This window comes from Isoptericola sp. MSGPD8_1_ISO-PGPR-S23-394, assembly GCF_058072785.1.
Window position 1 is genome coordinate 3,835,817 of record NZ_CM176517.1, and the last position, 23,514, is coordinate 3,859,330.

Consider the following 23,514-nt stretch of genomic DNA (forward strand, 5'->3'; position numbering starts at 1 on the left):
CCGGGAACATCCTGGTCGGAGGTTCCCGGGCTCGGGGGCGTCGTGCATGCGTCGTTCATCAGTCGTCCCCGAGCAACGTCCCGAAGCGGTCGTACTCGGAGTCGACGAACGCGGTGAACTCGTCGGCGGTCTTGTAGACGGGGAGGTTGCCCGAGCCCGAGACGGTTTCGACGAACCCGTCGGACGTCGCGGCCTCCTCGATGGCGGCCTCGAGCGTCGCGCGCACCTCGTCGGGCAGGCCGGCGGGGGCATAGATGCCGCCCCAGCCACCGAACTCGAGCTCGTAGCCGGCCTCGGCGGCGGTCGGTACGTCCGGGAGGTCCGGGTACGTCTCATCGTGGAAGACGGCGAGCGCCTTGACCTGCTCGTCCGCGACGGCGGCCGACACCTCGCCGGCACCGGCGACGGCCGCGTCGACCTGACTGCCGACGGCGGCAGCCAGCGCGGGCCCGCCCCCGTCGAACGGGACGGGTTCGAGCTGCGCACCGGTGTCAGCGGCGAGCCCGAGCGCCGCCGCCTCCCAGATCGAACCTGCACCGGAGTTGGCCACGGCGAGGGTTTCGCCCTGAGCGGCGTCGATGAACTCCTCGAGCGTGTCGTACGGGCTGTCGGCGGGCACCACGAGCACCCCGGGAGCCAGCATGATCTGGCCCAGGAAGTCGTAGTCGGCCGGGTCGACGTCGTAGCCTTCGTGGCCGAGCATCGCGATCTCGACCGGCGAGAAGCCGATCGTGTAGCCGTCGGCGTCCTGGTCCGCGACGAACTGCATCGCGGTGGAGCCGGCGGCCCCCGGACGGTTCTCGACGACCACGGACTGGCCGAGCACCGGTTCGAGCTCGGTGGCCAGCGCTCGCGACGTCAGATCGGATCCGCCACCGGCCGCGGCCTGGACGATGAGGGTGACGTCGTCGTCCGGGAAGGACGCTTCGCCGGCGGAGTCGCCGGTGGAGCATGCGGCCAGCGTCAGTCCGGTCGCTGCGATCGTCCCGGTCAGAGCGAGGGTGCGCGGGGTACGTCGGATCATGGGTAACAACTCCCTTGTCGGTACTGGAGATCTGTCCGGCTGGTGTCAGCCGGTGGCGCGCCCGCACGCGGGGCGCGACCGGTCTAGGTGACGGCTTCGGTGACGAACCGGGTGTAGGCGGTGAGCATCCGTCGGCGCGAACCGTCGAGGTGGTCGGCGAGCAGCTTGAGCGCCTGGTGCTCGTCACCGACCTCCACCACGCGGAGCAGCTCGACGTGGTCGGCGAACGTCGGGGCCAGGTCTTGGTCCTCGGCGTTCGTCACGGCGAGCATTCCGGCGAAGGTGGGGCGGTACTGCTGCCAGATCGATTCCAGGCGGCGATGTCCGGCGGCGAGGTAGAAGGCGGAGTGGAAGTCCAGGTCTGCCGTGGCGAACGCCTCGGCGTCCTGGACCGATGCCGCGCTGTCCATCCGTTCCAGGGCAGCCCGCGCGGCGGCGTGCTCGACGTCGTCGCGGGCGAGGCACAGCCGGACCGCTTCGATCTCGAGGAGCCGTCGCAGCACGTACAGCTCGTCGATGTCGTCGAGCGTCAGGCCGATGACGAAGACGCCGCGGCGGCGGGACTCGACGAGCCCCTCGGTCTCGAGCTGACGCAGTGCATCACGGACCGGACCCCGGCTGACGTCGAAGGCCCGGGAGAGCTGTGCTTCGACCAGGTGGGTCTCGGGCCGCAGTTCACCCGTGATGATGAGCCGCCGGAGATGGTCGACGACGTGCTGTCCGAGCGCCGGGGCGGGGCGGACGCTGAACGCCGCGGACACCAACCCACCTTCCCGGATGCTCATGGGACCTCCTCGTCCTGCAATCGATTACTGCTAACGGTTAACCGTTAACGTAGACCTCGAGACTGGCGATTGCAAGCCGCCGACGTCCGCCCAGGTCACCGCCTCTCCACTCGTGGTCCAGACTGGTCGCACACCACCGTCCCGGGAGGACTCGTGCCCCGCATCATCGACGTGGCTCGTCGCGCCGGCGTCTCCACGGCCACGGTCTCGCGCGTGCTCAACGGAAAGAACGTGCGCGCGGAGTCGGTCGCCGCCGTCCGTGCCGCCGTCGCCGAGCTCGGCTACGTGCCCGACCGGACGGCGCGGTCCCTGCGCCGCCGCTCGAGCGACGTCGTCGCCCTGGTGCTGCCCGACGTCGAGAACCCGTTCTTCACCGCGGTGGCGCGCGGGGTCGAGGACGTCGCCCGGGAGGCCGGGTACTCGGTCGTCCTGTGCAACACCGACGACGACCCGGTCAAGGAGGCGCGGTACCTGGAGGTCGCCGAGCACGAGAACATGGCCGGCGTGGTGCTCGCCCCGGCGGACGGCGCCCCCCGCATCGACGGACTGCGCAAGCGCGGCAGGGCCGTGGTGCTCTTCGACCGTCAGGTCGACAGCGACGTCGACCAGGTGGTATTCGACAACAGCGAGCTGGGCCGTCGAGCGACGAGCATGCTGCTGGGACGTGGCTTCCGGCGGATCGCCTGCGTCACCGGATCTCGCACCACGAGTACCGCCGTCGAACGCGCCGAGGGCTGGCGCCGCGCTCTGCGCGACGCGGGCCGGCACCCCGACGAGGAGCTGCTGGTGCACGCCAACTTCCGCGTCGACGGCGGCCTCGACGCCGCGGTGTCGCTGCTGGCTCGTCCAGACCCCCCGGACGCGATCGTGGCCACGAACAACCTGGTCGGCGTCGGCGCGCTCCGCGCTCTCGCGACCGCGCACGGTGCGCCCGCCCCCTCACCTGCGGAGGCCCGGGCCCGGGCCCGCGCGGGCGACGGACCGGCGCTCGGGATCGGGATCGTCGGCGAGCTGCCTTTCGCCACCTCGCGCACCGGCGACCTGGTGATGGTCCCGCTCGCACCGCGCGAGCTCGGCACGACGGCCACGCGGCTGCTCCTGCAGCGCCTGAGGGACGAGGACGCTCCGGTCCAGCTCGTGGTGCAGGCGACGCCGACCACCTGCTGAACGACGGCATCGTCGGACCCGCAGCGCTCGGTTGCTACTGTAATCGATTACTGCAATGCTGTCGCCATGTCAGTTCCTCTCTTCGTCGGGGTCGACGTCGGCACCTCGAGCACCAAGGGGGTCCTCACCGCCGCCGACGGGGTGATCCTGCGCACCGCTTCCCGACAGCACACCGTGGAGCGCCCGGCGCCCGGCCACGTGGAGATGGACCCCGCCATCTGGTGGCAGGAGTTCGTCGAGATCGTCACCGAGCTCACCGCGGACCTCGCACCGGGTACGCAAAGCCGTGACGGCCTCCCCGCCGACGCCAGGGTCGCCGCCCTCGGCGTCTCCGGGATGGGCCCGTGCGTGGTCGCCGCTGACCAGGACGGCACCCCGCTGCGTCCCGCCATTCTCTACGGCGTCGACACACGCGCCACGGAGCAGATCGTCCGCATCGAGAGCGCACTCGGTCCGGACGCGATTCTGGGTCGCTGCGGATCCGCCCTCTCGTCGCAGGCCGCCGGACCGAAGATCGCCTGGCTGCGCGACGTCGAACCGGAGACCTACGCCGCCACCCGCCACCTGCTCATGCCGGCCAGCTATCTCGTCCACCGGCTCACCGGTGCCTACGTGCTCGACCATCACTCGGCGTCGCAGTGCACGCCTCTGTACGACCCGCGGTCGCGCTCGTGGATCGACGAGTGGGCCGAGCACGTCGCCCCCGGACTCCCGCTGCCGCGGCTGCGATGGCCCGGCGAGCAGGCCGGCACCACGGAGCGCGCCATCGCCGGCGTCCCCGCGGGCACGCCCGTCACCACCGGCACCATCGACGCGTGGTCCGAAGCGGTGAGCGTCGATGCCCAGAACGTCGGTGACCTGATGATCATGTACGGCACCACCACCTTTCTCGTCGCGACCGTCGACGAGCCGATGCGCTCGCCCAGCATGTGGGGCACCCTCGGCGCCTTCCCCGGGGCACACAACCTGGCCGGCGGACTGGCGACCTCCGGGGCGCTGACCTCCTGGGTGTGCGACCTGACCGGCTCCGACCACACGACGCTGACCGCCGAAGCAGCCGTGTCCGGGTCTGGCGCGAACGGTCTGCTGATGCTCCCCTACTTCGCCGGTGAGCGGACCCCGCTCCTCGACCCGAAGGCACGCGGCGTGGTCGTCGGGCTCACCCTCGAGCACACCCGCGGCGACCTGTACCGGGCATCGCTCGAGGCCACCGCCCTCGGCGTCCGGCACAACATCGAGACCATGCAGGCCGCCGGCGCCCGTATCGACCGTGTCGTCGCCGTCGGCGGCGGGACCCGTGGCGGCCTGTGGACCCAGATCGTCTCGGACGTCACGGGCTTGCGGCAGGTCCTGCCGACCAGCACCATCGGCGCTTCCTACGGCTCCGCCATGCTCGCCGCAGGGCTCGTCGACGACGTCGACGCCTCCCGGTGGAACCCGCCGGCCGCCACTTGCGAGCCCGACCTGTCCCAGCGGGACACCTACGACCGCCTGTACGCGCACTACCGCGACCTCTACCCCGCCACGCGCGACGTCGTGCACGCGTTGTCGCGCTGACTCGCGCCGCCCGCCACCATCACGGCACGCCCCGAAGGAGCACTCATGAGCACCACCAGCTACGACGTCCCCGACCTCCTGCCCGAGTCACCTGCTCCCGAGAGGACGGTCTACCTCGTCGCCTCCGGAGACCTGCGCGAGTCCGCCAACGTCGCCGGCTGGCCCACCCAGGTCGAGCTGGAACGCATCGTCGAGGAAACCTTCGCCCGGCACGGATGGACGGTCTCGCGGGCCAACGGGATCGACCCCGCCACGGGTCACGGCTTCATCAGCTCCCAACGCATGGGGCTCGACGTGTTCGCCACGATCCCCCCGGACGCACCTCTCGTCGTCGCGCAGGCCGTGTGGCAGTACAGCCATCACGTCCTCGCCGGCCTCCGCACTCATCGGGGACCGATCCTGACCGTCGCCAACTTCGCCGGTGACTGGCCCGGGCTGGTCGGTCTGCTCGGACTCAACGCCGGCATGACCAAGATGGGACGTCCGTACTCCACGGTGTGGACCGTGGACGGTAGCGACCAGTGGTTCCAGGACTCCGTCAGCTCGTGGATCACCACGGGGACCATCGAGCACGACACCTCGCACGTGCACCCGCTGCCCACGCTGCCGGACTCTCCCGAGACGCAGCTCGGCGAGGTCCTGTCCGCCCAGCTCCTGCGCGAGAAGGCCATCATCGGCGTCTTCGACGAGGGCTGCATGGGCATGTACAACGCGATCTTCGACGACGAGCTGCTCAACCGCATCGGGATCTACAAGGAGCGCCTGTCCCAGTCGGCGCTCTGGGCGGAGATGCAGCGGGTCCCCGACGCCGAGGCCGACGCCGTCCAGCGCTGGCTGGAGGACGCCGGGATGACGTTCCGGCTCGGCACCGACGAGAAGACGGAACTCACCGCCTCCCAGCTGCGATGGCAGCACAAGATGTACATCGCCGCGCTGCGGATCGCGGACGACTTCGGCCTGGACGCCGTCGGGATCCAGTACCAGCAGGGACTCAAGGATCTCTCGCCCGCGTCGGACCTGGCCGAGGGCCTGCTCAACAACGTCCAGCGGCCCCCCGTGCGCTCCCGTGACGGGCAGCGCGTGCTCTGGGAAGGTCGTGCCCTGCCGCACTTCAACGAGGCGGACGAAGGTGTCGCCGTCGATGCTCTGGTGACCAATCGCATCTGGACCGCGATGGGCCTCGACCCTGCCACCACGCTGCACGACGTCCGTTGGGGCGAGGAGTACGACGGGCGCTTCGTCTGGGTCTTCGAGATCTCCGGTTCCGTGCCCGCATCACACCTGGCCGGCGGCTATTCCGGAGCCGAGGGATGGCGTCAGGACCCGGTGTTCTTTCCTGCCGGCGGTTCCACCGTCAACGGTGTCTGCCGACCGGGCGAGATCGTGTGGTCCCGCGTCTACATCGCCGACGGCATCCTCCAGGTCGACCTCGGTCGCGCCTCCGTGGTCGAGCTGCCCGAGCATGAGACCCGGCGCCGCAAGGAGGCCACCAACCCTGAGTGGCCGATCATGCACGCCGTCCTGCACGGCGTCAGCCGCGACCAGTTCATGGCGCGGCACAAGGCCAACCACCTCAACGTCGCCTACGCCACCGACGCCGAGACCGCCGACCGTGCGCTGACTGCCAAGGCGGCGCTGTTCGCCGGTCTGGGCATGCCCGTGCACCTCTGCGGAGACACGTCGCTCACCGCGTGACGTCGCGCGCCTGGACGCCACGGCAGAGGACTCCCGTGCCGAGGCCGAGGAAGCGTACGCAGCAAGCTCCGAGACGCTCGCCGCCGTGATCGACGACGGCAGGCCCGCCCCGCGCGCCCGCAAGGGTCGGGTGGACGACCCGGCGGTCCGCCGCGACCTGCGCACGGCGCTGACCGACGCCGAGGTGCTGCGCGACATCGAGATCTCCGGCCCGGCCACCACCCGCACGGTCGAGGCGATGGCGTAGCCGCGCCCGAACCAGTTGGGTGCGGACACCGTGTCGTCGCGGGGCCGGGGGGCCTACCGGTGCATGCCTCCTGGTCGTTGGCAGGCACCGGTTCGCTGGGCCTCGGGAGGCGAAGACCGGTCGAGCGTCTCGATTCCTCCGAGATCAGCCGTAGGTCCGGGAGGAACAGAGACGCTCGACGGGTGGGCCTCAGGCGATGAAGCCTGCGGTCTGGGTGCGGGCGCGGTCGAGGCGGGCGGCGACGTCGCGCCAGTTGGCGATGTTCCAGAACGCCTTGACGTAGTCGGCCTTGACGTTGAGGTAGTCGAGGTAGAAGGCGTGCTCCCACATGTCGAGCATGAGCAGCGGGACGATGCCGACCGGGACGTTGGCCTGCTGGTCGAAGAGCTGGAAGATCAGCAGCTTCTGACCGAGGGAGTCCCAGCCGAGCACGGCCCATCCGGAGCCCTGGATGCCGGTCGCGGTGGCGGCGAAGTGGGCCTGGAAGGCGGCGAAGGAGCCGAACTGGTCCTTGATGGCCTCGGCCAGCTCGCCCTCGGGCTCGCCGCCGCCCTCGGGCGAGAGGTTGTGCCAGAAGATCGTGTGGTTGGTGTGCCCGCCGAGGTGGAACGCGAGGTTCTTCTCGTGGAGGTTCACCGTGGCGAGGTCGCCGGACTCGCGGGCCTCGGCCAGCTTCTCCAGCGCCGTGTTCGCCCCCGCGACGTAGGCGGCGTGGTGCTTGTCGTGGTGGAGCTCCATGATCTTGCCGCTGATGTGCGGCTCGAGCGCGCTGTAGTCGTAGGGCAGGTCAGGCAGCGTGTATCCGGTCATCGTGGATCCGTCCTTCCGTGGCGGGGTGGAACTGTTCGACCGTAGGACCTCGACCATCGTTGAGGTCAAGAGAGACCTCCGTCACACTGCCGGACCGGTCCCCGGCAGGGAGCGGACGGTCGCGGTTCGACGGCGGCTCGATGGTGCTGACCACCACCGTTACAGATTCGTGACAATCACGCACGCAGGGGATATGGTCTCCTCACCTCGCGCCCGCGAGGTGCACGGATGGGCCGCCGAGCCCTGTCACCATCCGCTGCTCCAGGACCAGACAGGGACGGGGGACCCACTTCACGGGCGTCACGAGCGCCCTCGGGGTGAAGCCGGCGCCGCCGGCCGGGTCAGTCTCCGACCCGAACCCGACAGCTAACCCCGCAGGCGTCAGGAGAGCACCGATGAACGACGCGTGCCCGCGCGCAGCCGCACCACCGGACCACCGCCGTCGGACCTCTGGACCGGCAGCATGAAGCACGCACAGCAGGGTCCCGCCCCGGCCGGAACCCGCCGGTCCCGGCGCGAACCCGTCCGCGGTCGCCACCTCGCCGAGAAGCCCCGGCGACGCTCCTCCGCGGCACCCCGGGCCACGCTGTCCCTCACCGCGGCCGCCGCCCTGGTGCTCGCCACCGGCGGCACCTACCTGGCCGAGGCCGGACCGGTCGTCCGCACCACGACCACCGACGACGCCGCCACGACCACGCGAGCACCGGCACCCGTCGCCCAGGCCGCCCCGACCGCGCCCGCCGCGCCGGCGGCTCCGGCAGCAGCGGCCGCTCCAGGGGCTGCCGCCGCGCCGGCAGCGCGGCAGGCGCCCGCGGTGACGGTGGACCGGGACCTGGCCGTGTCCCGCACGGACGAGCGCGTCCCCCGCAAGGACCGCACCATCCAGCCCGCCCCGGAGCCCACGCCCGAGAACCCGCCGGGGTGCGACACCCCCGTCCAGGACGGCTGGTCGAACGGGCGCCTGCCCAGCGACCAGCTCTGCGCGCCGTGGGACGGCGCCGTGCTCGTCCGCGCCGACGTCGCCCGCTCCCTGGCCGAGCTGAACGACCTCTACACCGCACGGTTCGGCGAGCCGATGTGCGTCACCGACGGCTACCGCTCCTACGACCAGCAGGTCGCCACGAAGGCCGCCAAGGGGTACCTGGCCGCCACGCCGGGGACCTCGAACCACGGCTGGGGCCTGGCCGTCGACCTCTGCCCCGAGACCTACGCCGGCGAGCGTGGTACATGGCTCCACGAGCACGCGCCCGCCCTCGGCTGGGTCAACCCGGACTGGGCGCAGCCCGGTGGGTCCAAGCCCGAGCCGTGGCACTGGGAGTCCACGCTCGTGCCGTGACAGGTCCGGGCTGGCCCGAACGGCTCGGACGCCAGAGAATCGCCCTGTGAGCACGTCGGGACCCGACCCTGAACAGCTGCCGGCCGCACGCCCGCCCGGCCGGGGTCGCCGCGCGGCGTGGTGGATCGCCGCGGCGGTCGTCCTCCTCCTCGCGGTGGGCGCCGTCGTCGTCGGCGTGCTGGAGCACCGGGCCTGGGTCGACGCCGCGGCGGAGCACGAGGCCGAGGTGGCCCGCGTCACCCAGGAGGCCGAGACGTCCCGCGCCCGCGCCGAGGCCGACTACACCGCGAGCCTCGATGCCCTCGACGACGCGATCGAGGCGGCCCGGCCGGTGCTCACGGACAGCGAGGGCCAGGTGGCCGACGACGCCGTCCGCGCACCGCTCGCCGACGCGCTCGACGAGGCCGGCAGGCTCCGCGACGCCGAGGTGACCTACCCCGTCACGACGCGCACCGTCGAGGAGGTCACCCGGCCGAACCCGTTCCGTCCGCAGACGTTGCCGCGGGTGCAGGTCGAGGTGGTCGAGAGCTCCGACCCGGCACCCTCCGACCTCGACGCCGCGGCGGACGACGTGGCCGAGGCGCGCGACGCCGTCGTCGAGGCCCGCCGGCAGTGGGCCCACGACGAGCTCCGGACCGCCACCACCGAGGCGGCAGATGCCGTGACCGACCTCGAGGGGACCGTCGGGGCAAGCACGCTCCGACCGCTCGAGGAGGCGGTGGCCGAGGCCGAGACGGTCCTCGACGCCGGGGTCGCGGCCGTCGACCCGGACGAGGCCGTCGCCCTGCGCGACACGCTGCTCGGCACCACGGAGTCGCTGTGGACGGACCGGCTGGACCAGATCGTCGACGAGAGCCGCGCGGACGCCCGGGACGACGGCGTCGACTGCCGGGTGGACCAGTGCGTCGCGCTGACCTTCGACGACGGCCCGGTGGCGGACACCCGACGGCTGCTGCGGATCCTCGAGCGCAAGGACGCCCCCGCCACCTTCTTCATGGTGGGCGACAACGTCGCCGCCCGGCCCGAGGTCGCGCAGGCCGTCGTCGACGGCGGGCACCTGGTGGCCAACCACACCTGGAACCACCCGCAGCTCACGACCCTCGACGACGCCGAGGTGCGCGACGAGCTGCGCCGCACCCAGGACGCCGTCACCGACGCCACCGGGTTCACCCCGTTCCTGCTGCGACCCCCGTACGGCGACGTCGACGGCCGTGTCCGATCGCTCGCGACGCGCACCGGACTCGACGTCGTCCTGTGGGGCCTCGACAGCCGGGACTGGGAGTCCCGTGACGCGCGGGACGTCCGCCGTCAGGTGGCGAACCAGGTGCAGGACGGCAGCAACGTGCTCCTGCACGACATCCACCCGACCACGGTGGACGCCGTGCCGAAGATCATCGACGACCTGCGCGACGAGGACTACGTGCTCGTCACCGTCGACCTGCTCGTCGACGGCTCGTGAGCCGCCCGCGTCAGAACAGGTCGCGCACGTCGAACCCGCCCGCGAGGTCGGACAGCGACTGACCGGCCTCCGAGACCTGGTCGCCGATCCCCGAGACCGCCTCCGTCCCGGCGTCGCCGACCTGGGAGGTGAGGCCCTCGACGTCGAGCGCACCGACGTCGAGCGCACCCAGGTCGATCCCCGAGGCGAGCGAGTCGAAGTCGACCCCCAGGTTCCCCGCCTCCGCCAGGAGCGGCCCGGCGACGCTGCTCACCGCAGCGCCGGCCGCGACCACCCCCAGGAGCCCGACGGCGCCGACGGCGGCACCCGCCACGGCCCCACCGGTCCCGACCTTGGCGAGGATCGCGCGCATGGAGCCCGGCCGGCGCGCCTCGGACCGACCGGCTGCCCGAGACAGGTCGGCCACGCTCGCCGACCGCGGCTGCTCGTTCGCCGGCAGGTCGGCCCGCATGCGCTGCAGCACCGCCTCGCGCTGCTGCGGCGTGAGGCGCTCGAACGCCTCGGCGTGGACCTGCTCGACCTCGTGCGGCTCGGCCGTGCGCATCAGGTAGTCGTAGCGGGCGATGGCCTGCCGGTCCGCGTCGGGGACGTTCGTGCGGGGATTCCCTGCGGACGACGACGGCGGGGCGGCCGACGGGCGGGAGCCGCCACCGACGGCGCTCTCCAGCACCGAGCGCCAGTCCGACGGCCCGGACCGCGCGGTGGGACCAGATCCCCGCGAGGACGACTGGTGCGCGTCGTACGCCTTCTTGGCCAGGGAGAACGCCTTCGAGAGCTTGGACATGTTGCTCCTCCTGTCGGGCTGACGAGGCAGTCTGACAGGTGATTCTGAGGAGAAGATGAGAGCGCCCGGGTCCGTGCCCCGGCGACCGGACGAAGGTCGTCGGCCTCGTACGGAGCCTCAGTCGCTCGACTCGGTGAGGACGTAGTGCGCGCCGCGGCGCTCACCGCGCAGCTCCAGCTCCCCGTCATCGACCATGGCGCGCAGGAGCGCTGACGCTTCGGTCGGCGCGATCGCACAGAGCTCTGCGGTGATGCCGCGCGTGATTCGCCCGTGGGCACGGACAAAGGTGAGCACCATCTGACGCTGCTGAATCCTGTCGAAGCCCCGGACGCGAACGTAGTCGGGGTCGGATCGGAGCGAGCGGTAGGTCGCGGCAGACAGATGGTAGCGGCGACCCCGGCCAGCCCCACGAGGCTCGACCAGCCCTGCCTCGAGCATCCTGGTCAGGGCATCTCTGGCCTCCGTCTCCGTCTTCTGCAGCAGGAGCGCCGCCCCGCGCACACTGAGATCACCTTCCCGGCGGAGCTCGTGCAGCACCTGGAGATCAGCGAGCGGGAAGGGAGTTCCCCGGCTCGATTCCTGCTCGAACACGAACCGGGCGAGTGATGCGTCTGCCGCGCGGGTGGGAAATGTGACGACGACGGCGTCCGACGTGCTCCGGGAGAAATCGGGGGCGTCACGGCCGATGCGCAGCGCGCTCTCGAACATGCGCGGGATCCCACGGCCGGTGCGCTCGACGACGCCGGCTCGCTTGAACGCATCGGCGAGGGACCTGCTGCGCGGCCGGCTGCTGTCGAGAAGGTTCTCGACACGCACTCCTCGAGGAAATGAGCCGGGACTCGAGACGGTGACGGCATCGTCGCCGACCTGGAGGCGAATCGCGCCCATCATGGTGAAGTCCCGGTGCACGAGGGCGTTGGCGACGGCCTCGCGCAGAGCCCGTTCGGGAACACGCGGCAAGGAGATGCGGACGAGGCCGGCGTCGATCTCCTCCTCGGAGTTGTATGCGGCGAACCGAGAGAAGAGCTCCTCCGCGGTGGCGAGCAGGGGCCCCCCGATCTCATCATTGATCTCGATCGCTGAACCGCGCATGACCTGGAAGAAGGCCTCATGCGTGGGCACGAACCGTGCGAGAGCACCGCGGGTCCCGAAGAGCAGCAGGGCACCCATGAGAGGAGCCGGGGTCGGCCCGTCCGCCTCGACGACACCGAGCGACCGGGTGATCTCGACGTCGGACATCGTCGCGAGAAGGTTGTCACCCGACTGGCTGCCCGCCAGGCGGCGGAAGCGGTCGAACTCTGCGGGATCGAGGTCGTCCCATGTGACGCCATGCACGCGAAGGACGGCATAGTCGGTCTCGCCGACACTCGTCGCTGTGCTGAGCATCTCGTGGAGCGGGTAGGGCATGCACTGGGGCATTCCGTCGTTCCGAAGGCCCCGGCGCGTGTACTTGCCCTGGCTGGTCCCGACCGGTGTCGCGACCTGTTCGACCTCGATCACCAAGACCTGGCCTTCGTCCAGCTCGACGACGGACGCCCGCGTCGCCAGTGGGGGAATCGTGTTGTTGGCGATGACAGCCTGCACGCGCACCGGATCGGTACGGGATCCGTTGCGCGCACGAGCGCCCGTGATCCTTCCGTCGTCCTCCACGCCGACGAACAGCACACCGCCGCTTGCGTTCGCCAGACAAGCCGCCGCCTCGGCGAGCTCCTTGTCCGAGAGGGCTTGACGCCGCTCGCCCTTGAACTCGACGGTCAGCGTCTCCCCGCCGGCGATGGCCCGGCTCACCTCTTGCGCCTCCATGCTCCCCAGTATGGGGAGTTATATAACTTTCAACAACCGCTCCTCGAAATTATATAACTCGATCCTGGGGAGCGCCCGGGCCTGTGCGGTGCTCAGCCCTCGTCCGCTCCCGCCAGGTCCAGGGTGACCGTCGTGTACGAGTGCGCCGGAAGGGTGACCTCGAGACCGCGCTCGTGCGGGCGCACAGCGTCCAGCGTGACCGGGGCGACGGCGTCGGGCGCGTCGGGGGTGTTGTGCGTCGCGAGCTCGGGGGCGGTCAGGACGCGGGCGTGGTGACCGACGACGTCGCGGCCGCGCAGGTCGAGGACGACGGTGCGCTCGGCGTCGGCGTCGAGGTTGGACAGCGAGACCAGCGCGGTGTCGCCGCGGGTGGACGCCGACGCCGAGACCAGCGGCAGCTCGCCCTTCTCGCCGGGCCGGGTGGGCACGCCCTGCAGGTGCACGTCGAGCGAGTCGGCGTCGTGGTGGCCGGTGTTCATCTCGAACACGTGGTAGCTCGGCGTCCTGACCAGCGCGCCCGACTCCGGGTCGGTGAGCAGCATCGCCTGCAGCACGTTGACGGTCTGGGCGATGTTCGCCATGACCACCCGGTCGGCGTGCCGGTGGAACGCGTCGAGGTGGACGCTGGCCACCAGCGCGTCGCGCAGGGTGTTCTGCTGGTACAGGAACCCCGGGTTGGTGCCGGGCTCCACGTTCCACCAGGTGCCCCACTCGTCCACCGCGAGGCCCACGCGCCGGTGCGGGTCGTAGCGGTCCATGACCTGCCCGTGCCGGGCGAGCAGCTGGTCCATGTAGCCGGCCCGCTCCAGCGCGAGGTACCACTCGTCCTCGCTGAACTCGGTCGCCGAGCCCTTGTCCGCCCACGGGCCGGTCATCGTGTAGTAGTGCAGCGAGACCGCTTGAAACGGCCCGGCAGGGGCGTCCGCCTCCTCGGGGCGGTCGAGCGCGTCGAACGACTGCATGAGCACCTCGGTCCAGTGCAGGTCGGCGTCCGAGGCCCCCGCCGCGATCCGGTACACCTCGTTGCCTGCGTGATTGCGCACGTAGGTGGAGTACTGCCGCGCCAGCGACGCGAACTGCTCCACGCGCAGGTTGCCGCCGCAGCCCCACGCCTCGTTGCCGATGCCGAAGAACGGCACCTTCCACGGCTCGTCGCGGCCGTTGCGGCGTCGCAGGTCCGCCATCGGCGAGTCGTCGGCGCGCGTCAGGTACTCGATCCACTCGCTCATCTCGGCCACCGAGCCGGAACCCACGTTGCCCGAGATGTAGGCGTCGGTGCCGAGCAGCTCGCACAGGTCCATGAACTCGTGGGTACCGAAGGAGTTGTCCTCGACGACGTCGCCCCAGTGGGAGTTGACCATCCGCGGGCGCTCGTCGCGCGGGCCGATGCCGTCCCGCCAGTGGTAGTCGTCGGCGAAGCACCCTCCCGGCCAGCGCAGGTTCGGGATGCTCAGAGCCCGCAGGGCCTCGACGACGTCGGTGCGCAGGCCGCGCTCGTTCGGGACGTCGGAGTCCTCGCCGACGTAGAAGCCGCCGTAGATGCACCGGCCCAGGTGCTCGGCGAAGTGCCCGTAGACGTGCCGCGAGATGCGCGGGCCGGGCAGGTCGAGGTCGATGACGGCGCGGACGGTGCTCATGGGTGCCTTTCGTCGGACGGCGGCGGCCGGGTACGCACGGCGCTGCGCGTACCGGTGGTGTAACGATTAACTGCCGAGGCGGCTCTGTCAAGCGTCGCGCCGCACACGGCGGGATCAGCCGCGCGTGGACTCGCGGTGGACCAGCGACGCCGGCACCACGATCTCCCGCGGAGCCCCCCGCTCGTCGCCGGCCGCCCCCGCGGTGCCCTCCCGCACCTCCCGCATGCGGGCGTCCAGCAGGTCGAGCACGGCGGCCGCGATCGCGTCCCGTCCGGCGTCGACGGTGGTGAGCGACGGGACGCAGTACCGGCTCTCCAGGATGTCGTCGAACCCCACCACCTGGACGTCGTCGGGCACCCGCAGCCCGAGCTCCGCCAGGCCCCGCAGCGCGCCGAAGGCCACGACGTCGGTGACGGCGAAGACGCCGTCGAACGGCACGCCGGCCCGTGCCAGCTCGTGGACCGCCTGCCGGCCGCCCTCGAGGTCGAGCGCCTCGACCGTCATCACGAGGCGCGGGTCGGCCGCGACGTCCCGGTCCTCGTGCGCCCGCCGCCAGCCGCGGTACCGCTGGGCGACCATGCCCTGCGGGTCGTCCCCCGGTCCCCCGCCCAGGAGCGCCACCCGCCGGGCACCGCCCGCCAGCAGGTGCTCGACGGCGAGACGCGCCCCGGCGACGTTGTCCATCATCACGTGGTCGAACCCGCGTGACACGGGCCGCTCCCCCACCAGCACCACCGGCGTGGTGAAGTTCAGCCGCTCCAGCTCGGCCGCGTCGAGACCCACCACGCTGATGATCACCGCGTCGTACATCCGCAGCCGGGCGAACGCCGCCGCCTCGACCTCCTTCGCGCCGGTCCCGGACCGCTGCAGCACGAGGCGCCGGCCCCGGGCCTCGACGCCGTCGGCGATCGCCGTCGCGAGCTGGCCGAAGTACGGCCGGTCGAGCTCCGGCACGAGCAGGCCGACGACGTCGGTGCGCCCGGCGCGCAGGTTCCGCGCGGTGGGGTCGGGGCGGTAGCCCAGGTCGTCCATCACCTGCAGGACGCGCTGCCTCGTCGCCTGCGACATCCGCGGCACGTCGTTGATCACGTTGGACACCGTGGCCGTCGACACGGAGGCCGCCCGGGCGACGTCCGCGATCGTCACCGTGGGCGGACGCCCCTGGCGACGCCGCCTCGGGGGGTCGCTCGCGGGGCTCACGTCACCCTTCCTTCCACGGGGTGCACCGTCCGCCGTGGTCCGGTGGCCGACAGCTCACACCTCTTCGGTGCGCTTCTGCCGGGCGAAGCGTGCCGGCAGGTTCGGACCGTCCCACACCTGAATGGCGCGCCAGATCGATGCCGCGACGGGGACGGCGAGCACGGCGCCGGTGATGCCGACGAGCACCGTGCCGGCGGTCAGGGCGAACAGGATGACCAGCGGGTGCAGGCGCAGCGTCCGGCCCATGACCACGGGCTGGAGGAACGTGCCCTCCAGCTGGTTCACGGCGACGACGATCCCGACGACGACGAGCGCCTCGACCGGCCCGACGGCGACCAGCGCGACCAGGGCCGCCAGGATGCCGGCCAGGGTGGCACCGACCAGCGGGATGAAGGCCAGCAGGAAGACCAGCACCGACAGCGGCACGACGAGGGGGACGCCCATGATCGCGAGGCCGATACCGATGCCGATCGCGTCGACGACCGCGATGATCGCCGTGCCCCGCACGTACCCACCGAGCGTGCTCACGGTGGCAGTGCCGACGCGCCACCCTCGCTCGTGGGCCCGACCCTCGAACGGCCGCAGCAGGAACTCCCACATCGCCGGGCCGTCCTTGAGGAAGAAGAACAGGACGACGATCATGATGAAGAAGCCGGTGACGAAGTCGGCGGTCTGGGAGACGCCCGCGATGGCCCCCGACCCCACCGCGCTGGACTGCAGCAGTCCCGCGGCGGACTCCTGCACCGAGGTGATCTGCTCCTCGGAGATCTCGAACGGCAGGCCCTGGACGGAGGTCTGCAGGGACTCGAACCCGTCGAGGGCCTGGCGCTGGAGCTCGTCCCACTGGTCGACGACGGCCCGCACGACCAGCCACACGACCGCCGCCAGCAGGGCGACCAGCGTCAGGAGCGAGATCCACGTCGCGAGCAGGGACGGCACGCCACGCCGGCGCAGCAGCGAGACGAGCGGGGAGATCGCCGCCGCCAGCACGAGCGCGATGAGCACGGGGATCACGACCAGGGTGAGCCGGGTGCCCACGAACCCCAGGACCGCGACGACCGCGATCACCGCGAGGACCTGCAGCGACCGCGTCCCCACGCGGCCGAACCCGTCCGACCAGAGCCGGGACGTCCCGTGCGCCTCGTGCGGGCCGGGGGCGCGACCCGCGACGCGGTCCGCCCCGGCCGGGCGACGGTCGTGGCGCGCTGCACGGCGGCCGAAGAGACCCATCGTTCGTCCTCCCTCGTCGGTCCGGCAGGTTCCGGACGTGCCGACGCTAGTGCGGACGGGCCCGGGTCCGGGCGACGACACGTCGGCGGGCACCGGACCTGGGGACGGGAGCCGCACCGCTCCGGGGCGTCACAGGACCTGCGGCCGTGGCGCGCCGAGCCCGAACACGAGCTGCGGCACGCCGTCGACGTCGAGCCGGCGGACGGAGATCTCGTACACCGGCTCGAGCACCTCCGGCACCAGCACGTCGGCGGGCACCCCCGCCGCCACCACGCGACCGCCCTGCAGCAGGACGAGCTCGTCGCAGTAGCGCGCTGCCAGGTTGAGGTCGTGCAGGACCGTGACGGTGGTCAGGGGGAGACCGTGGACGAGGCCGAGGATCTCGTGCTGGTACCGCACGTCGAGGTGATTCGTGGGCTCGTCCAGCAACAGGTGGGTGGAACCCTGAGCGAGCGCGCGGGCGATGAGCACCCGCTGCCGCTCACCGCCGGACAGGTCGTCGACGTGGCGGTGCGCGAGGTGGGTCACGCCGGCCCGGTCCATCGCCTCCTGCGCCGCGCGTTCGTCGTCGGGCCGGTATCGGCTCCACCCCGACATCCGGGCCGACCGGCCGAGCAGCACCGAGTCCCAGGCGGTGGACGGCAACCCGCTCGGCTCCTCCTGCGCGACCACGGCGATCCGGTCGGCTCGCTGCCGCGGCGTCAGGTCGCGCACGAGGTCGTCGTCGACGGCCACCGTCCCCTCGCCGTCGATCGCCCCGAGGATGGTGCGCAGCATGGTCGACTTGCCGGAGCCGTTGGGCCCGATGAGACCGAGCGTGCGGCCGTCGGCGACCACCAGGTCGGCGTCCGCCACGGCGACCGTCCGGCCGTACCGGACGGTCAGCCCTCGCGTACCGATCACGAGGGCGTCACCCCTCCAGCGCGCCGGTGCCCTCGAGCACCGCTTCGAGACCTCGCACCGCGCCCGGGTCCGGCGCGAGGTCGGCGGCGGGCACGCCGACGACGCGGTCCTCCTGGACGGCGGAGAGGTCCTCGGCGCCGGGCTCGCCCAGGAACGTGGCGAGCGCGTCGTCGTAGCTCTCCCCGTAGAGGCCGTACGCCAGCACCACGACGTCGGGGTCGGCGTCGAGCAGCGTCTCGACGTTCGCCTCCAGGTAGACCGAGGGCTCGTCGCCGTAGACGTTCTCGAACCCGGCCCGGGCGAGCACGTCGTCGGCGATGCCCTGGCCGCCGCGAGCGGACATCGTGGCCTCGTCGGAGAAGTAGTAGACGACGGCGGCGGTCTCGTCGGCGACCATCCGCTCACCGGCCGAGGTGGTCAGGTCGTCGAGCTCGGCGCGCAGGGCCTCGACGTTCTGCGCGGCCTGCTCCTGGGTGTCGAACACGGTCGCGAGCCGCTCGACGTCGTCGAAGACCGCCTCGAAGTCGGTCCTCTCGGTCAGCGCTGCGTCGTGGCTGCACTCGCCGTCGATGACGACGTTGGCCAGGCCGGCTGCTTCGACGTCCTCGACCGCCGCGTTGAAGAGCCCGTAGCCGACGACGATGTCCGCCTCGGCCCCGACGATCACCTCGATCGTCGGGTCGAACGGGTCGAGGACGGGTGCCTCGGTCGGCGGGTCGGCCAGGTCGGCCGGCAGCTCCGCGCCGAACTCGCCGGCACGCGCCACGATCCGGTCTGAGGCTCCCGCCGCGTCGAGCAGCGCGACGGCGGACGTACCGATGGTGAGCACCGCCTGCGGTGCCGTGGTGATCTCGAGCTCCTCGCCACAGTTCTGGACGGTCAGCGGGTACTCGGTGGCCGTGCTCCCAGGCGCCGCGGACGGCGCGGTCGCGTCGGTGCCGTCACTGCCCGCGGCGGCGTCCGTCGAGCAGGCGGCGAGCGCGGTCAGAGCGAGCGCACCGAGCACGGCAGGCCCGCGACGGCGAAGGGTGGCAGGGGACATGAGGGGTCTCCGTTCCTGGATGGGTCGGTCCTCAGCGGGTGAGGGACGAGCGGACGAGCGCGATGAGCAGCGGGGTGCCGATCAGCGCGGTGAGGATGCCGAGCGGCAGCTCACGGGGGGCGAAGGCGGTCCGCGCCAGCGCGTCGGCGCAGACGAGGAGCAGGGCGCCGAGAACCGCGGACATCGGGAGCACGATCCGGTGGTTGCCGCCGACGAGGCGTCGCGCGATGTGCGGGACCACGAGGCCGACGAACCCGATCAGCCCGGAGACGGACACCGCGACCGCCACGACGAGACTGACCACGACGACCGCGGCGGACCGGAACCGCGCCGGGTGGGTGCCCAGCGCGAGCGCGGTGTCGTCGCCGATGGCGAGCGCGTCCAGGCGCCGCGCCCAGCCGACGAAGATCACCACGCCGGCCAGGACGGCGAGCACGGCCAGGGGCACCGCGGACCAGCGTGACTGCGCGAGGGATCCGAGGGTCCAGAACATCACCGCGCGGGCGCCCTCGCGGGACTCGCTGGCGAACACGAGGAAGTTGGTCAGCGCCGTCAGGGCGAAGCCGACGGCGATCCCGGCGAACACCAGTCGGGACGTGATCAGCCGGCCGCCGATCCGGGCCACCGAGAGCACGAGGACGATGGCGAGCAGCGCACCGACGAACGCGCTGCCCGTCACGGCGAGCACCCCTCCCCCGACGCCGAACAGGATGCTGGCGGCCGCGCCGACCGAGGCCCCGGAGGAGATGCCCAGCAGGTAGGGGTCGGCGAGCGGGTTGCGCACCAGCGCCTGGATGACGACGCCCGCGGTGGCGAGCGCGGCCCCGACGGCGGCGCCCAGGATCACGCGGGGCACCCGGATCAGCCAGACGATCGAGTCGTGCGTGGCGGTCGTCCCGCCGGGGTCGCGCCTGCCCAGGTGGCCCAGCACGACGTCGGTCACGACGGACGGCGGGATCGTGACGGGGCCGATCCCGACGGCGACCACCGACACGCCGGCCAGGGCCACGACCAGCACGGTCAGCAGCGCGCCGTGCCGTCGGCGTGTCGCCCCGGCCGCCGCCGCCAACGAGGTCTCGGTCACCGTCATCTGTGGCCCGCACCACGGTCGATCGTGTACAAAGGACTCCGTCCGAAGTTGGGAACGATTCTCACTCTCACGATAGCAGGGTTGGATGATCCACCTCCGCCTCCTCCGCCTCACCCGGTCCGTCGCCGGCGGCCAGCTGCTCTGCGCCGCCGTCGGGCTCGCGCTCAGCACCCTGGCGATCGCCCAGGCGATCGCCATGTCGCGCCTGTTCGCCGGGATCCTGGCGGGCCAGGACCTCGCCGCGCTGACGGGCCCGTTCGCGCTCCTCGCCACGGCGCTCCTGCTCCGGCCCGCCGCCACCGCGCTCCGCGAGCTGTGCGCCCACGCGCTCGCCGGCCGGACCAAGCAGCGGCTGCGCGCGGCCCTGCTCGACGCCGACGCCGACCGCGGCCCGTTCGCCCGCCCCACCGAGAACCTCGGCGGGCGCCACTCCCTGCTGGTCGACGGCGTGGAGAACCTCGAGCCCTACGTCACCCGCTACGTGCCCCAGGTGCTCGTCACGGCCGTCACGGCCGCGGCCGCCGTGGCGATCCTGGTCGCGATCGACCCCGTGGTCGGACTCGCCGCCGGGCTGACCGCCGTCGTCGTGCCACTCCTGCCCCGGTTGTGGGACCGGGCGCTGCGGTCGCGCGGGGACGACCACTGGGACGCGTACGCCGGGATGCACGCCGACGTCGTGGACTCGATGCGCGGGATGGAGACGCTCAAGCTGCTCGGCGCCTCGGGCCGACGGCGCGAGGAGCTCGTCACCGGCAGCGCACGCCTGCTGCGGTCCACCCTGCGCCAGCTGCGCCTGTCCCTGGCAGAGTCCGGTCTCACGGGGTTCCTGCTCGTCGCCGGCCCGGCGCTGGTGCTCGCCGTCGGCGTCCTGCGCGTCACGACCGGCGACCTTGCCGCACCCTCCCTGTTCGCGGTGACGCTCATCGGGTTCGAGGTGTTCCGCCCGTTCCGGGACCTGGCCAACCACTGGCACGCCGGCTACCTCGGCGTCTCGGCCGGCTCCCGGCTGCTGGACCAGCTGGCCGACCCGGCACAGGCGGCAGCGTCACGCCCGCGCCCGGCCGGCACGGCCATCGGTGCGCCGCAGGACCCGGAGGCCGCCGTCGAGATGGTCGACGTCCGGGTCCGCTACCCCGGTGCCGAGGAGCCCGCCGTGGACGGCCTCACCCTGCGCGTGCGGTCCGGGTCGACGACGGCGGTCGTCGGCCCGTCCGGCGCCGGCAAGTCGACCGTCGCGAACCTCGTCCTCGGTCTCCTCGCACCCGAGTCCGGCACCGTCGCCGTACGCGCCGCCGACGGCATGCCCCCGGTCACGCTCGTCTCCCAGGAGCCCGTCCTGTTCGCGGGCACCGTCCGCGACAACCTGACGGTCGTGGCCCCCGCGGCCGACGACGCCGAGCTCGCCGCCGCGCTGGAGCAGGCGCAGGCCGCGGAGCTCGTCGGGCCCACCGGCGCAGGTCTCGACGCCCCCGTCGGTGAGGGCGGGGGTCTGCTCTCGGGTGGTCAGCGCCAACGGGTGGCGATCGCCCGGGCGCTGCTGCGCCGCTCGGCCGTGCTGGTCCTCGACGAGGCGTCCTCCGCCCTCGACGCGGACCGCGAGCGCCGCCTGCTCACGGCGCTGCGCGGCGCGGACGACGCCGAGACCCTGCTGATCATCGCCCACCGCCTGAGCGCGGTCCGTGACGCGGACCGGATCGTGGTGCTCGACGGGGGCCGCGTCGTCGAGGACGGCACCTACGACGCGCTGGTCGCTGCCGACGGCCTCTTCGCGCGGCTCCACGCCGCGCAGTCCGAGGGGGTCGCCGCATGAGCGCCGCACCCACGACCGACACGACCGGCACCCTGCTGGGACCCGTCCTGCGCCTGCTCGGTGAGGTGCGCGGAGAACGCTCGCTGTTCCTGCGCTCGACCGCCGCGATGACCGGGTTCCAGCTGGCCACGGCCGCCGCTGCCGGGATCAGCACCGCCGTCGCCGCGCTCGTGACGTCCTCGTCCACGTCGCCGGTGGGGGTGCTGCTGGTCGCGCTGCTGGCCGCCGTGATCGCCGTCGCCGTGCTGACCTGGGTGGAGTCCTGGCTCAGCCACGTGCTCGCCTACCGCGTGATCGACGCGCTGCGGGTGCGGGTCTACGACGCGGTGGAGCAGATCGTCCCGGCCCGGTCGGGACGGCGCCGGGCGGGCGAGGTCGCCGGGACCGCGATGAACGACGTCGAGACCCTGGAGTGGTTCTACGCCCACACCCTCGGCGCGGGCGTCAACGCCGTCGTCTCCCCGGTGCTCGTCTCGGTGGCACTGGTGGCCATGGTGGGTCCGCGCGGCCTGATCGTCACCGCCGGCGTAGGGCTCCTGCTCGCCGTCCCGTGGCTGTTCGCGGGCTTGCAGCGGCGCCAGGGCACAGAGATCCGCCGGGAGCTCGGCAGCCTCCAGGCTGTCGCCTTCGAGGGGGCGCAGGCGCGACGCGAGCTGGCCGCGCTCGACCTGACACGACACCACCGCGCCCAGGTGCTGGCCGGCACCCGTGCTGTCCAGGTCGCGAAGCGCCGGTTCGCCCTGCGCTCCGCCGGCGAGTCGGCTCTCGCGGACCTCGTGGTGGCGGCCACGAGCCTGCTGTTCCTCGCCTCCCTCGTGCAGGGCTCCCTCGCCGGGGAGGTCGCCGCCGTGCTGATCCCGCCGGCGACGGTGCTGGTCGCCGCGGCGGTCGCTCCCGCGGCCGGCGCCTTCGCGATGGTGCAACGCCTCGGCGAGATGTCCGCCGCGGCGCAGCGGGTGCTCGATCTCGTCGACGAGGGCGACCGGGCCAGGACCACGGCCGGTCGCACCGCGACCGTGCCCGACGCGCCCCGGTCCGGGGGCGACGTGCCCGGCGCGTCCGCGGACCCGCCGTCGTCCCCCCGCGGGCGCCTGCAGCTCAGCGGCGTGCGCTTCGGCTACACCGACGGGCCGGTCGTGCTCGACGGGCTCGACCTGGCGGTCGAGGCGGGCCAGCACCTCGCCGTCGTGGGAGGCTCCGGAGCCGGCAAGACCACCGTCGCCCGGCTGCTCACCCGCCTGTGGGAGCCGCAGGCCGGCCAGATCCTGCTCGACGGACGACGCATCGACTCCCTGGCCGCCGACGAGGTGCGCCGCCGGGTCGCGCTCGTGTCGCAGCACCCGTTCGTCTTTCGCGGCACCGTCCGTAGCAACCTGCTGCTCGCAGCCCCCACGGCCACCGACGCCGACCTGTGGCGGGCGCTCGACGACGCCGGACTCGCCGAGACGCTCCGCGACCGGCCCGGCGGCCTCGACACCCCCGTGGGCGACCGCGGCTCGACCCTGTCAGGCGGGCAGCGCCAGCGCCTGTCCGTCGCGCAGGCGCTCCTGCGGGATCCGGCCGTGCTCATCCTCGACGAGGCCTCCGCGCACCTCGACGCCGTCGGCGAGCAGGACCTCGCCGACACCGTCGCGCGGTGGCGCCGCACCACGCTCGTCATCGCCCACCGCATCTCCACGATCCGACGTGCCGACCGGGTCGTGCTGCTCGCCGACGGCCGCATCGTCGCCGACGGCCGCCACACCGAGCTGCTGCAGAGCTCACCCAGCTACCGGCGCCTGCTCGCTCAGAGCGTCGCCGGTGAACCCGAGCCGGCCGTCCCGGTCGGCTCGTTCCGAGAAGAAGGAAGGAACGATCACCCATGAAGACGATCACCCTCATCGAGGTGGCGACGGAGCGGTCCGAGGACCAGATCCTGGCGCCGAACGCCAACAA

19 protein-coding genes and 1 riboswitch are annotated in these 23,514 nt (G+C 72.5%); of the genes, 8 read left to right on the plus strand and 11 right to left on the minus strand.

The features are described 5' to 3' along the window. Positions 1 to 58: 58 nt before the first annotated feature. The gene (locus AC3RJ8_RS17660; RefSeq protein ID WP_489713853.1) at positions 59 to 1,024 is read right to left on the minus strand and encodes a Bug family tripartite tricarboxylate transporter substrate binding protein; all 966 of its coding nucleotides are present in this window, start codon (positions 1,022 to 1,024) and stop codon (positions 59 to 61) included. Between the two features lie 83 nt (positions 1,025 to 1,107). Beyond that, positions 1,108 to 1,809, minus strand: a complete 702-nt coding sequence (locus AC3RJ8_RS17665; protein WP_489713854.1) for a GntR family transcriptional regulator — start codon at positions 1,807 to 1,809, stop codon at positions 1,108 to 1,110. Between the two features lie 153 nt (positions 1,810 to 1,962). On the opposite strand from AC3RJ8_RS17665, the gene AC3RJ8_RS17670 reads away from it, so the two are divergent. From AC3RJ8_RS17670 to AC3RJ8_RS17685, 4 genes are all read left to right on the plus strand, one after another. Beyond that, positions 1,963 to 2,976 (plus strand): LacI family DNA-binding transcriptional regulator, encoded by a 1,014-nt coding sequence (locus AC3RJ8_RS17670; RefSeq protein WP_489713855.1) that lies wholly within the window; start codon positions 1,963 to 1,965, stop codon positions 2,974 to 2,976. 66 nt (positions 2,977 to 3,042) lie between these two features. After that, entirely contained in the window at positions 3,043 to 4,533 is a 1,491-nt protein-coding gene (locus tag AC3RJ8_RS17675) for an FGGY-family carbohydrate kinase (RefSeq protein ID WP_489713856.1), read from the plus strand. Positions 4,534 to 4,578: 45 nt separating this feature from the next. Beyond that, a complete protein-coding gene (locus tag AC3RJ8_RS17680) occupies positions 4,579 to 6,228 on the plus strand; it encodes a fucose isomerase (RefSeq protein WP_489713857.1) in 1,650 nt (549 codons plus the stop codon). 85 nt (positions 6,229 to 6,313) lie between these two features. Then, positions 6,314 to 6,475 (plus strand): hypothetical protein, encoded by a 162-nt coding sequence (locus AC3RJ8_RS17685; RefSeq protein WP_489713858.1) that lies wholly within the window; start codon positions 6,314 to 6,316, stop codon positions 6,473 to 6,475. 189 nt (positions 6,476 to 6,664) lie between these two features. Here AC3RJ8_RS17685 and AC3RJ8_RS17690 read toward each other — a convergent pair whose 3' ends face one another. Further along, a complete protein-coding gene (locus AC3RJ8_RS17690) occupies positions 6,665 to 7,285 on the minus strand; it encodes a superoxide dismutase (RefSeq protein WP_489713859.1) in 621 nt (206 codons plus the stop codon). A 244-nt stretch (positions 7,286 to 7,529) separates the two neighbouring features. Further along, positions 7,530 to 7,680: riboswitch (cyclic di-AMP (ydaO/yuaA leader) on the plus strand. Positions 7,681 to 7,691: 11 nt separating this feature from the next. Here AC3RJ8_RS17690 and AC3RJ8_RS17695 point away from each other — a divergent pair. Together AC3RJ8_RS17695 and AC3RJ8_RS17700 are read left to right on the plus strand one after the other, a co-directional pair. After that, on the plus strand, positions 7,692 to 8,621 hold the full coding sequence (locus tag AC3RJ8_RS17695) for a M15 family metallopeptidase (RefSeq protein ID WP_489713860.1): 930 nt from the start codon (positions 7,692 to 7,694) through the stop codon (positions 8,619 to 8,621). 46 nt (positions 8,622 to 8,667) lie between these two features. Next, positions 8,668 to 10,080 carry a polysaccharide deacetylase family protein gene (locus AC3RJ8_RS17700; RefSeq protein ID WP_489713861.1) on the plus strand — a complete coding sequence of 471 codons (1,413 nt, stop codon included), beginning with the start codon at positions 8,668 to 8,670 and terminating at the stop codon, positions 10,078 to 10,080. A gap of 10 nt (positions 10,081 to 10,090) precedes the next feature. Here the strand turns inward: AC3RJ8_RS17700 and AC3RJ8_RS17705 are convergent, their stop codons facing one another. The 8 genes from AC3RJ8_RS17705 to AC3RJ8_RS17740 form a co-directional block, all read right to left on the minus strand. Continuing rightward, a complete protein-coding gene (locus AC3RJ8_RS17705; protein ID WP_489713862.1) occupies positions 10,091 to 10,864 on the minus strand; it encodes a cation-transporting ATPase in 774 nt (257 codons plus the stop codon). A gap of 117 nt (positions 10,865 to 10,981) precedes the next feature. Further along, on the minus strand, positions 10,982 to 12,667 hold the full coding sequence (locus AC3RJ8_RS17710) for an RNA/DNA-binding domain-containing protein (RefSeq protein WP_489713863.1): 1,686 nt from the start codon (positions 12,665 to 12,667) through the stop codon (positions 10,982 to 10,984). Between the two features lie 92 nt (positions 12,668 to 12,759). Further along, positions 12,760 to 14,304: an alpha-N-arabinofuranosidase gene (locus AC3RJ8_RS17715; protein ID WP_489713864.1), complete on the minus strand. Its 1,545-nt coding sequence runs from the start codon at positions 14,302 to 14,304 to the stop codon at positions 12,760 to 12,762. 114 nt (positions 14,305 to 14,418) lie between these two features. After that, on the minus strand, positions 14,419 to 15,504 hold the full coding sequence (locus AC3RJ8_RS17720; protein ID WP_489713865.1) for a LacI family DNA-binding transcriptional regulator: 1,086 nt from the start codon (positions 15,502 to 15,504) through the stop codon (positions 14,419 to 14,421). A gap of 54 nt (positions 15,505 to 15,558) precedes the next feature. Beyond that, positions 15,559 to 16,734 (minus strand): AI-2E family transporter, encoded by a 1,176-nt coding sequence (locus AC3RJ8_RS17725; protein ID WP_489713866.1) that lies wholly within the window; start codon positions 16,732 to 16,734, stop codon positions 15,559 to 15,561. A 129-nt stretch (positions 16,735 to 16,863) separates the two neighbouring features. Continuing rightward, a complete protein-coding gene (locus AC3RJ8_RS17730) occupies positions 16,864 to 17,637 on the minus strand; it encodes an ABC transporter ATP-binding protein (protein WP_489713867.1) in 774 nt (257 codons plus the stop codon). A gap of 7 nt (positions 17,638 to 17,644) precedes the next feature. Next, the gene (locus tag AC3RJ8_RS17735) at positions 17,645 to 18,679 is read right to left on the minus strand and encodes an ABC transporter substrate-binding protein (protein WP_489713868.1); all 1,035 of its coding nucleotides are present in this window, start codon (positions 18,677 to 18,679) and stop codon (positions 17,645 to 17,647) included. A gap of 31 nt (positions 18,680 to 18,710) precedes the next feature. Continuing rightward, positions 18,711 to 19,769, minus strand: a complete 1,059-nt coding sequence (locus AC3RJ8_RS17740) for a FecCD family ABC transporter permease (RefSeq protein WP_489713869.1) — start codon at positions 19,767 to 19,769, stop codon at positions 18,711 to 18,713. A gap of 85 nt (positions 19,770 to 19,854) precedes the next feature. On the opposite strand from AC3RJ8_RS17740, the gene AC3RJ8_RS17745 reads away from it, so the two are divergent. Both AC3RJ8_RS17745 and AC3RJ8_RS17750 read left to right on the plus strand, forming a co-directional pair. Then, the gene (locus AC3RJ8_RS17745; protein WP_489713870.1) at positions 19,855 to 21,579 is read left to right on the plus strand and encodes an ABC transporter ATP-binding protein/permease; all 1,725 of its coding nucleotides are present in this window, start codon (positions 19,855 to 19,857) and stop codon (positions 21,577 to 21,579) included. Then, on the plus strand, positions 21,576 to 23,444 hold the full coding sequence (locus AC3RJ8_RS17750; protein ID WP_489713871.1) for an ABC transporter ATP-binding protein: 1,869 nt from the start codon (positions 21,576 to 21,578) through the stop codon (positions 23,442 to 23,444). The genes AC3RJ8_RS17745 and AC3RJ8_RS17750 overlap by 4 nt, the downstream gene beginning before the upstream one ends. Positions 23,445 to 23,514 lie beyond the last annotated feature (70 nt).

Excerpts from the sequence above, each read along its gene's own strand:
- AC3RJ8_RS17740 (WP_489713869.1), bottom strand. The coding sequence starts at position 19,769 with ATGACGGTGACCGAGACCTCGTTGGCGGCGGCGGCCGGGGCGACACGC.
- AC3RJ8_RS17680 (WP_489713857.1), top strand. The coding sequence starts at position 4,579 with ATGAGCACCACCAGCTACGACGTCCCCGACCTCCTGCCCGAGTCACCT.
- AC3RJ8_RS17750 (WP_489713871.1), top strand. The coding sequence starts at position 21,576 with ATGAGCGCCGCACCCACGACCGACACGACCGGCACCCTGCTGGGACCC.
- AC3RJ8_RS17710 (WP_489713863.1), bottom strand. The coding sequence starts at position 12,667 with ATGGAGGCGCAAGAGGTGAGCCGGGCCATCGCCGGCGGGGAGACGCTG.
- AC3RJ8_RS17745 (WP_489713870.1), top strand. The coding sequence starts at position 19,855 with ATGATCCACCTCCGCCTCCTCCGCCTCACCCGGTCCGTCGCCGGCGGC.
- AC3RJ8_RS17725 (WP_489713866.1), bottom strand. The coding sequence starts at position 16,734 with ATGGGTCTCTTCGGCCGCCGTGCAGCGCGCCACGACCGTCGCCCGGCC.
- AC3RJ8_RS17715 (WP_489713864.1), bottom strand. The coding sequence starts at position 14,304 with ATGAGCACCGTCCGCGCCGTCATCGACCTCGACCTGCCCGGCCCGCGC.
- AC3RJ8_RS17660 (WP_489713853.1), bottom strand. The coding sequence starts at position 1,024 with ATGATCCGACGTACCCCGCGCACCCTCGCTCTGACCGGGACGATCGCA.
- AC3RJ8_RS17705 (WP_489713862.1), bottom strand. The coding sequence starts at position 10,864 with ATGTCCAAGCTCTCGAAGGCGTTCTCCCTGGCCAAGAAGGCGTACGAC.
- AC3RJ8_RS17690 (WP_489713859.1), bottom strand. The coding sequence starts at position 7,285 with ATGACCGGATACACGCTGCCTGACCTGCCCTACGACTACAGCGCGCTC.
- AC3RJ8_RS17665 (WP_489713854.1), bottom strand. The coding sequence starts at position 1,809 with ATGAGCATCCGGGAAGGTGGGTTGGTGTCCGCGGCGTTCAGCGTCCGC.
- AC3RJ8_RS17675 (WP_489713856.1), top strand. The coding sequence starts at position 3,043 with ATGTCAGTTCCTCTCTTCGTCGGGGTCGACGTCGGCACCTCGAGCACC.
- AC3RJ8_RS17735 (WP_489713868.1), bottom strand. The coding sequence starts at position 18,679 with ATGTCCCCTGCCACCCTTCGCCGTCGCGGGCCTGCCGTGCTCGGTGCG.